The following is a 723-nucleotide window of genomic DNA, read 5'->3' as shown; positions in this document are numbered from 1 at the left end:
GTGCAATTTCATTGCATAGCTTCTGTGTCACGTGTGACATGGAAGTTCGTTTTGGTAAGTATTGTCGTATCAAACCATTGGTGTTTTCATTAGTGCCTCGCTCCCATGAGTGGTATGGATTTGCAAAGTAAAACAGACAGTTATGGTGTTTTTCTAGTTGTGCGTAACCATGAAATTCAGTGCCGTTATCCGAAGTTATCGTCTTAAAAGGTAAGTCAGAGCGGGTCATGATTTTGCTCATTCTTACGTTGAGCGACTCGCTTGTTCTATCGTCCATTTGCCCGATAAAAGTGTAGCCAGTCATTCTGTCGACTAAAGTCACGATACAGTGCTTGGTTCCGCGGCCAACGACAGTATCAATTCCCAGTGACCTGGCTCTTTTCGATGCTCAGCGGTTTTCTTGGTCTTTCGTAATATTGACGGCTTTATTTGCAAGCCGTCCTCGACTGTCTTTTGAGTTGTACCTTTTACGCCTTTGCTTAGTAGATTGGCGTAGGTGTTTCCATAGGGTTCCACCGAGAGCTTTGTCGTTCCAAATGTGCTGATAAATGAGCTCGTGGCTCATTGTTGGATAGCCTCTCATTCTTAGATATCCGACGATTTGGTCAGGGCTCCAATCCAGTCGTAGCAAGGCCTCAGGTAACCTAAAGTCGCTTTTGCTGTAGCGCTTGTTTCTGCGCGAGCGGCTCAGCCGGTTACGAGCCATTTGCTGTGCCCGCCGTG

At 46.5% G+C, this 723-nt stretch carries 1 pseudogene; it reads right to left on the bottom strand.

The features are described 5' to 3' along the window. Positions 1 to 723, bottom strand: a pseudogene (locus tag CIK04_RS31560) (IS30 family transposase); the annotation flags it as partial.

This window comes from Vibrio sp. 03_296 (genome assembly GCF_002265885.1).
The sequence above is the reverse complement of the archived record's forward strand: the minus strand, read 5'-3'. Positions and strand labels throughout refer to the sequence as shown.